The following is an 8,689-nucleotide window of genomic DNA, read 5'->3' on the forward strand; positions in this document are numbered from 1 at the left end:
AGGCAGTTATTGCTTGTTCAGATCCGCCTTGTGATTGCGGATGTGCAAATAGACGGTGTGACGGGAGATGCCGAGCATCCGGGCAACCAGCTGGGCCGCCTCCTTGATCTCGAAAATCCCCATGTCGTAGAGCCGGGTCACTATCTCCTTGTTGCGCACCGAGCTGGAAAGCGAACTATCCTGATCCACCTTCTCAATCACCTGAGCCACCAGATCGTCAACCGAGCTGGCAAAGGTCTCGTTGTTGAGCGGCGCCGGTGCAGCAGGCAGCGCAAAGGTATCGAGCAGGCTGCCAAGGGAGGTATCCAGACTGAAGTTCACACAGAGCATGCCGATGGGCTTGCCCTGCCGGTTGCTGATGGTGACGGAAGAGGACTTCATCAGTGCCCCGTCACGGGTGCGGGTGAAGTAGCTGCTCCACTGGCTGCCCGCCACTCCCTGCAAGCGATTGAGGGCAAAGTCGGTGACCGGTGCCCCCTCCCGACGGCCTGTCACATGGCCGTTGGCAATCTTGATGACCGATGCATCCAGCGAGTCAAAGGCATGCAGCACCACCTCGCAGCCACTGCCAAACAGGGCTGCCAGCGCCTCGACGGCGGGCTCGAAACTGGCGATCAGATGACGTTCTTCGTCCGTTAACAAATTGATGTTGTCTGTGGTGGCTGCTGTGGACATATATGAGTGACTTTGAGTAAACCGCAGTTGATTCTACTATCAACAAGATAAACTAATGTTGAGCGGTATCCCCTTTTTGCACGCCATTATGCCCACCTTTTAACAAAGTGCGACAATTTGTGAAGTCGCGCACAGACGGCGCGATGACTCAGAGGTGATAGCGAGCCAGCAGCTGCTGATAGGCGGGTGTCTGCTTGAATGCTTTGAGCGCGGAGGAGAACTGGATGGCCAGCTGATCGTGGCCAGGCTTGTGGGTAAAACCCAGGAAGTTGCGGTTGTCGACGGTCAACAGGCGGCTACCATTGAGCACCTGATCCTGCAGCCCCTGGGTGCGCAGCAGATAACGACCGACCCGCTCGTTGAGCACCACCCCGTCCAGCCTGCCAGCCATCATCAGGTGCAACTGCTTGATCATGTTGCCATCACCGGTCATGGCAACCCGGATGACCCCCTTATCGGCCAGAAAATCAGGGCTGTAGGCGTAGTCGGCCTGAACACCGATCCGCAGCCCCTTGAGGTCGGAGAGTTGCTCAAATTTCACCGGGCGATCCACCGGATAGAAGAGCACCTCGCCGCTGTGAGAGAGCGGCTCTTCGGGATAGTGGAGCCACTGCTGGCGAGCCTCGATATAGAAGACATCGAGTACCGCATCCCCTTGCTTGAGACGGGCCTGCTGCAATACCCGCTTCCAGGGCAGTACCCTCACCTCGGTGCGATAGCCCAGTTGCAGCAACACGGCGCGGGCCAGCTCGAGATCGGCCCCCACCAGCTCGCCATTGTCGCTGCGCATGACATAGGGAGGCCACAGCTCGGTCAGTATGGTCAGGGTCGGGGGCTCGTCTGCCAGCGCACTGCAGCCCAACACCAGCGAGGCCAATAGCCAGCCACCTTGCCACCCCCGTCGCCACATTCGCTGCCAATCCATGGGCATATCTCCATACCGCCATGGTTTGAGAGTATACAATCCGGAGGTAATAAAAAAGGAGGCCGAAGCCTCCTTGTTATGCGATAGCTGACGGGCACTTACAGTGCCTTGAGGATCGCCTCGACACTGGCCTTGGCATCGCCAAACAGCATCTGGGTATTCTCTTTGAAGAACAGCGGGTTCTGGACACCGGCGTAGCCAGTGTTCATGGAGCGCTTGAAGCCGATGACGTTCTGCGCTTTCCACACTTCCAGTACCGGCATGCCGGCGATCGGGCTGCCCGGATCTTCCATCGCGGCCGGGTTGACGGTGTCGTTGGCACCGATCACCAGCACGGTGTCGGTATCGGCGAAGTCGTCGTTGATCTCGTCCATTTCCAGCACGATGTCATACGGGACTTTCGCTTCCGCCAGCAGCACGTTCATGTGGCCTGGCAGACGACCGGCAACCGGGTGGATACCAAAGCGCACCTTGACGCCGCGATCACGCAGCTTCTGGGTGATTTCAGCCACCGGATACTGGGCCTGCGCCACCGCCATGCCGTAGCCCGGGGTGATGATGACGGAGCTGGAGTTCTTCAGCAGGTCAGCCACTTCCTCGGCGCTGGTTTCGCGGTATTCGCCCATCTCTTGATCAGCCGTGGAGGCCACGCCATCGGAGCCGAAGCCACCGGCGATAACGGAGATGAAGGAGCGGTTCATCGCCTTGCACATGATGTAAGAGAGGATCGCACCGGAGGAACCTACCAGCGCACCCACCACGATCAGCAGGTCGTTGGAGAGCATGAAGCCCGCCGCCGCTGCCGCCCAACCGGAGTAGGAGTTCAGCATGGAGACCACCACCGGCATGTCGGCGCCACCGATGGAGGCAACCAGATGCCAGCCGAAGGCGAAGGCGATCAGGGTCATCACCAGCAGAGCGAAGGTAGAGCCGCCCGCGTTGACGAAGTAGACCATCAGCGCCAGCGAGGCAACCACGGCCAGCAGGTTCAGCTTGTGGCGGTGCGGCAGCATCAGCGGCTTGGAGGAGATCAGACCGCGCAGTTTGCCGAAGGCCACCACGGAACCGGTGAAGGTCACGGCACCGATGAAGACGCCCAGGAAGATCTCGACCAGGTGGATGTTCAGCATGGCGCCGGTCAGGTGCTCGACCTGGGCGACGCTGGCCGCCTGTTCGAACGCCGCACGGGCGGCTGCCAGCGTCGCATCCAGGTTGGAACCGACGGAGACGACTACCTCAGCAGGCGCAGAGGGGTGCAGATCGATGAAGCTGTTAAAGCCCACCAGCACTGCCGCCATACCGACGAAGCTGTGCAGCACGGCCACCAGCTCGGGCATCTCGGTCATCTCGACCTTGAGCGCCAGACGCACGCCGATGGCACCGCCGATCACCATGGCGAGGATGATCCAGTGAACGCCACTGGTCTCCGGGTTGAATACGGTGGCGAGCAGGGCGATAGCCATACCCGCGATACCGAACAGGTTGCCATGCTTGGCCGTTTCTTGCTTCGACAGTCCCGCGAGACTGAGGATGAAGAGCACGGCGGCAACGATATAGGATGCTGTTACCAGTCCTTGAGACACGTTAAACCCCCTTAATCCTTACGGAACATCTTCAGCATGCGCTGAGTGACGGTGAAACCGCCGAAGATGTTGATACTGGCAATCAGCACGGCGACGAACGCCAGCGCGGTGACCAGGGTCGATCCTTGCCCGATCTGCAGCAGGGCACCGACCACGATAATGCCGGAGATGGCATTGGTGACCGACATCAGCGGCGTATGCAGGGCGTGCGAAACATTCCACACCACGTAGTAACCGACCACACAGGCCAGGATGAATACGGTGAAGTGGGAGAGGAAGGCAGCCGGGGCAACGGACGCAATCCAGCCGAAGGCGGCGATGCCGAGGGCACCGAACACGAACTTCTTGTTGGAGGGCTTGGCCGCTTCTTTCTTGGCGGCCGGTTTGGCGGCAGCCGGTTTCTGCGGGGCGGCAGAGACGGAGATGGCGGGCGGCGGGAAGGTCACTTCACCGGCCTGGATCACCGTCATGTTGCGCTGAACCACGTCTTCGAAGTTGATGGCAACGTTGCCGTCCTTCTCCTTGCACATCAGCTTCATCAGGTTGACCAGGTTGGTACCGTAGAGCTGGGAGGATTGGGCAGGCAGACGACCCGGCAGATCGGTGTAACCGATCACCTTGACGCCGTTGTCGGTGACATGCAGTTCACCCGGCACTGTGTATTCGCAGTTGCCGCCAGCCTGAGCGGCCATGTCCACGATGACGGAGCCCGGCTTCATGCTGTCGACCATCTCTTTGGTGATCAGCTTGGGAGCCGGCTTGCCCGGGATCAGAGCGGTGGTGATGATGATGTCCACCTCTTTGGCCTGCTGGGCGAACAGCTCCATCTCGGCCCTGATGAACTCTTCGCTCATCACTTTGGCATAACCATCGCTGGAGGCGCCATCTTCGCCACCGAAGTCCAGCTTGAGGAATTCCCCACCCATGGATTCGATCTGCTCGGCCACTTCCAGACGGGTATCGAACGCACGCACGATGGCGCCGAGGGAACCGGCCGTACCGATGGCGGCCAGACCGGCGACACCGGCACCGATCACCAGCACCTTGGCAGGCGGCACTTTACCGGCTGCGGTGATTTGACCGGTGAAGAAACGACCGAACTGGTGCGCCGCTTCAACCACGGCGCGATAGCCACCGATGTTGGCCATGGAGGAGAGGGCATCGAGGGACTGGGCACGGGAGATCCGCGGCACCATGTCCATCGCCATCACATTGATGTTGCGCTCGGACAGCTTCTTGACCAGCTCAGGGTTCTGGGCAGGCCAAATGAAGCTCACCAGAGTGGCACCATCTTTAATTTGTGCGATCTCGGCATCGGTCGGCGCATTGACCTTGAAGATAAGGTCGGCTTGCCAGACATTCGGCACCACGCTGGCACCGGCAGCCTCGAAGGCGGCATCATCGAAGCTGGCCAACTGGCCTGCGCCGGACTCGATGGCGACCTCGAAGCCGAGCTTTTTCAGCTGCTCGACGGTAGCCGGGGTCGCTGCGACCCGGGTCTCACCGGCGAGACTCTCTCTCGGTATTCCAATCTGCATGACTATTCCCTGATGGTTAATAAACAATCGCTGCCCAGTGTCTCACTTCTGACGAAACAAGACATGACCAAAGTGCAGGTCCAGGGCTCTTTGTTATGAAAATCAGTAGGCTTTACCTCAACCTCCTGTCATGGTCAGGCCCCCGCTTTTCAGGCGCGAAGGTGATTAGTATCAAATTTTGGAGTTTTATTACAACCGCAGTCCCGACGGCACTCGTACAGAATTCAGCCCATCCCTGGCTACGATTAAAAAAAACAAACCAAATTAGAGGCTTATACCAGTAAAAACGGCTGAAAAAAGTGATCCAACCAGTCAAAAAAAATGTTTTACCGGCCCTCTATCTTAGCGTTTTTTGTTCTTACGAAATCCGCTTTCGTCTCACTTCTCGCAGCGAAACGCCAAAAAGTAACATTTTCCCAACAAAAGCGGGGCCACTCAGCCGCCAGATGGCGGGAGAGGGCCCCGACAATTCAATCGTTTCGCCCGTGTGGCGCCGATTGGCGGCCCTTACCAGGCCGCTTCATAAATATGCTGGCTCTGCACCAGATCGATATCGCTGTGCTCGCCCAGACGGGTCATGCCGTGCTCACCCAGCTTGCCGATCAGGGTATCGATACCGAGATCTTTCAGACCGTAGTCGCGCAGTCGGGTCTTGACCCCCATCCGTTCGAAGAAGTCGCGGGTCGCGGCGATGGCATCATCGATGCGCTCCGCTTCGCTGCCGCTGCGCAGACCCCACACCCGCTCTGCGTATTGCAGCAACTTGGCATGCTTCTGTTTGCGCTTGGCTTGCAACAGGGCGGGCAGTACCGCCGCCAGCGTCTGGGCGTGGTCGAGGCCGTGCAGGGCAGTCAGCTCGTGACCCAGCATGTGGGTGGCCCAATCCTGCGGCACACCGGCACCGATCAGACCGTTCAACGCCATGGTGGCGCTCCACATGATGTTGGCGCGCACCTCGTAGTTGTGCGGCTCGGCCAGCGCCTTGGGGCCCTCTTCGATCAGGGTCAGCAGCAAGCCTTCGGCGAAGCGATCCTGCACCTTGGCATTGACCGGATAGGTGAGGTACTGCTCCACGGTATGGACGAAAGCATCCACCACCCCGTTCGCCACCTGACGCTCGGGCAGGGTGTAGGTGAGCACCGGATCCAGCACGGCGAAACGCGGCATCACCAACGGCGAGAAGAAGTGCACCTTGTCGCCACTGCTGCGACGGGTGATGACGGCGCCCATGTTCATTTCGGAACCGGTCGCCGGCAGGGTCAGCACGGAACCGAGCGGGATGGCGGAGCGCACTTCGCTGCCGACGGTCTCGAGAATGTGCCAGGGCTCTTTGGCCAGATCGTAATGTGCGGCAGCGGCGATAAACTTGGTGCCATCGAGCACGGAGCCACCGCCAACGGCGAGCAGGAAGTCGACACGCTCGGCACGGGCCAGCTCCACGGCGCCCATCAGGGTCTCGTAGGCCGGGTTCGGCTCGATACCGCCAAATTCAAACAGGGTCATGCCAGCCAGTTCGCGGCGGATCTGCTCCAGCAGGCCGCTGCGTATCACGCTGCCACCGCCATAGGTGATCATGACGCGGGCATCGCTCGGGAGCTGCTCGCGCAACTGGGCGATCTGCCCTTGGCCGAACAGGATTTTGGTCGGGGTATGGAGCGTAAAGTTGTTCATCGACATTGCCTTCTTCTGATAGTCAGGGCGGCCAGGCCGCGAAATCGTGATTGCATTTTTCTCCAGAACCACCCTACCATCAAGACAACATCCTGCTTGATTCTTGCCTATTTCTACAAAGCAGCGAAAACCGGAACAGTCGAATCAAAGAGCGCTCATGCCAAACCGTTACAGCGACCTCGCCGCCAGAGTGACCCGCCACGTCACCGCCCCCGGCATCACCCCCTCCCCGGTGGAGCAGGTAAATTTCATCTACACCACCGAGTACCACGGTCGTACCCCGGTGCTCTACCAGCCGCGGATGATCGTGATCCTGCAGGGGCACAAGGTGGGCTATCTGGCGGATCAGGTGTTTCGCTACGATCCCAACCACTACCTGCTGATGACCCTGCCGCTGCCCTGCGAGTGCGAGTGCTTCGCCTCCCCCGAGCAGCCGCTGATCGGTTTTACCATCGAGATCAACATGGTCACCCTGCAAGAGCTGCTGCTGGAGCTGGGCGACGCCCTGCCCGCCCCCGCTCCGCAGAAGAGCGGCGTCCACTCGGTGCCCCTGTCGGAGGCGATGTTCTGCGCCGCCGAGCGGCTGATCGATTTGATGGACAACCCGCTGCACGCCAAGGTGCTGGGGCCGCAGACGGTGCGCGAGATGCTGTTTCACGCCCTCACCGAGGGGGGCGGTCCGGCGCTGCAGGCGCTCGCCAATCGCCACAACCATGTGGGCCAGATCGCCCGGGTGCTGCGTATGATAGAGTCCCGTTATGCCGACAACCTCACCATGGAGGAGCTGGCGCGGGAGGTGAACATGAGCGTCTCCGCCTTTCACCACCACTTCAAGGCGGTCACTGCCACCTCGCCGCTGCAGTACATCAAGTCGTTCAGGCTGCACAAGGCGCGGATGATGATGCTGCACGACGGCATCAAGGCGGGCACCGCGGCGGCCAGAGTCGGTTACGAGAGCAACTCCCAGTTCAGCCGGGAGTACAAGCGCTTCTTCGGCAGCACGCCGACGGATCAGGCCTCCCGCTTCCGGGATGGCCAGCTGCGCATCATCGAGGGATAACAAGAGAGGGATTACCTATGCGTTCACTGCTTTGCCTGTTCACCGCTTTGCTGCTGACGGCCTGTACCGGGATTGCCGACGGCATCCGCCCCGTTACCGGCTTCCAGCTCGATCGCTATCTCGGCACCTGGTACGAAATCGCCCGCCTCGACCACAGCTTCGAGCGGGGGCTGGAGCAGGTGAGCGCCACCTACAGCCTGCGCGATGATGGTGGCGTCAAGGTGCTCAACCGCGGCAAACAGAGCGATGGCAGCTGGCGCGAAGCCGAGGGCAAGGCCTACTTCGTCGACAAGCCGGACGAGGCGCGGCTCAAGGTGAGCTTCTTCGGCCCCTTCTACGGCGGCTACAACGTCATCGACCTCGATCCCGATTACCAGCTCTCGCTGGTGACCAGCTACAACCACGACTACCTCTGGATCCTCTCCCGCTCTCCCAATCCGCCCAAGGAGAAGGTGGATGCGCTGATCGCCAAGGCCAAGGGGCTGGGCTTTGCCACCGACCAACTGATTTGGGTCAAGCAGACCCCCTGAACCTTCAGCGGTGGCGACCCCTTCGCCACCGCACTCACCTGCCAGTCATATTTTCCTGCCTCCGGTCTCCAGCCACCTTATCCACCAAATATATAGACGGCATGTTGCTTATATATTGCCAAATCGAATGGGCGGTTATTTATCAGGCAGCTGAACTGCCACGCCGGTATCGCTGACATATATCGGGAAAATCATGATGAATAATCAACATTGATGCACATGGGCACCGTGATAACAGGACTCACCATTTACCAACGAACGATAAATCAGCAAAAATGTGGTGTCATCAGCCATGCATCTCCTCGCAAACGCTTAATTGTTGCCATCCCTGTCTGCAGATGATAAACAACTCCATCATCAAAAATTACACATAAATATTCACTTGAACGAGGTGGTTAATTGGAATGGATTAAATTGAGTGGCATCCTCATTATTTTGTTAGGATTTTATTTCAAACTCGATACTCTGGCCGTCGTGCTGGTCGCAGCCGTCACCACTGCCCTGGTCTCCGGTCTCTCCATGACCGATTGCCTCTCCCTGCTGGGCGAAGCCTTTGTCTCCAACCGCATGGTGACGCTGTTTCTGCTGACCCTGCCGATGATCGGCATCTGCGAACGCTACGGTCTGAAACCTGTCTCTTGATCAGATCTTGATCCCCTGCGCCATCAGATCCTTGGCGGCAAGAAAGCCATCCAGTTTACTTTGCA

General features: G+C 59.3%; 8 protein-coding genes. 3 read left to right on the plus strand and 5 right to left on the minus strand.

The window, feature by feature from the left end:
- Positions 1-6: 6 nt before the first annotated feature.
- From OKC27_RS19870 to yqhD, 5 genes are all read right to left on the minus strand, one after another.
- The gene (locus tag OKC27_RS19870; RefSeq protein ID WP_042063783.1) at positions 7-675 is read right to left on the minus strand and encodes a helix-turn-helix transcriptional regulator; all 669 of its coding nucleotides are present in this window, start codon (positions 673-675) and stop codon (positions 7-9) included.
- Between the two features lie 148 nt (positions 676-823).
- The gene (locus tag OKC27_RS19875) at positions 824-1,600 is read right to left on the minus strand and encodes a substrate-binding periplasmic protein (protein WP_139405661.1); all 777 of its coding nucleotides are present in this window, start codon (positions 1,598-1,600) and stop codon (positions 824-826) included.
- 98 nt (positions 1,601-1,698) lie between these two features.
- On the minus strand, positions 1,699-3,183 hold the full coding sequence (gene pntB / locus OKC27_RS19880) for a Re/Si-specific NAD(P)(+) transhydrogenase subunit beta (RefSeq protein ID WP_042657306.1): 1,485 nt from the start codon (positions 3,181-3,183) through the stop codon (positions 1,699-1,701).
- An 11-nt stretch (positions 3,184-3,194) separates the two neighbouring features.
- On the minus strand, positions 3,195-4,721 hold the full coding sequence (gene pntA, locus OKC27_RS19885) for a Re/Si-specific NAD(P)(+) transhydrogenase subunit alpha (RefSeq protein ID WP_182938686.1): 1,527 nt from the start codon (positions 4,719-4,721) through the stop codon (positions 3,195-3,197).
- 507 nt (positions 4,722-5,228) lie between these two features.
- Positions 5,229-6,392, minus strand: a complete 1,164-nt coding sequence (gene yqhD, locus OKC27_RS19890) for an alcohol dehydrogenase (RefSeq protein ID WP_182938685.1) — start codon at positions 6,390-6,392, stop codon at positions 5,229-5,231.
- Between the two features lie 157 nt (positions 6,393-6,549).
- On the opposite strand from yqhD, the gene OKC27_RS19895 reads away from it, so the two are divergent.
- From OKC27_RS19895 to OKC27_RS19905, 3 genes are all read left to right on the plus strand, one after another.
- Positions 6,550-7,452, plus strand: coding sequence for an AraC family transcriptional regulator (locus tag OKC27_RS19895; RefSeq protein ID WP_042657309.1), 903 nt, complete (start codon positions 6,550-6,552; stop codon positions 7,450-7,452).
- Between the two features lie 17 nt (positions 7,453-7,469).
- Positions 7,470-7,982, plus strand: coding sequence for a lipocalin family protein (locus OKC27_RS19900; RefSeq protein WP_139710619.1), 513 nt, complete (start codon positions 7,470-7,472; stop codon positions 7,980-7,982).
- A 399-nt stretch (positions 7,983-8,381) separates the two neighbouring features.
- Positions 8,382-8,624 (plus strand): 5-oxoproline transporter, DUF969 family subunit, encoded by a 243-nt coding sequence (locus tag OKC27_RS19905; RefSeq protein WP_270806639.1) that lies wholly within the window; start codon positions 8,382-8,384, stop codon positions 8,622-8,624.
- Positions 8,625-8,689 lie beyond the last annotated feature (65 nt).

The organism is Aeromonas sp. QDB62, assembly GCF_027705695.1.
GTDB lineage: Bacteria > Pseudomonadota > Gammaproteobacteria > Enterobacterales > Aeromonadaceae > Aeromonas > Aeromonas allosaccharophila.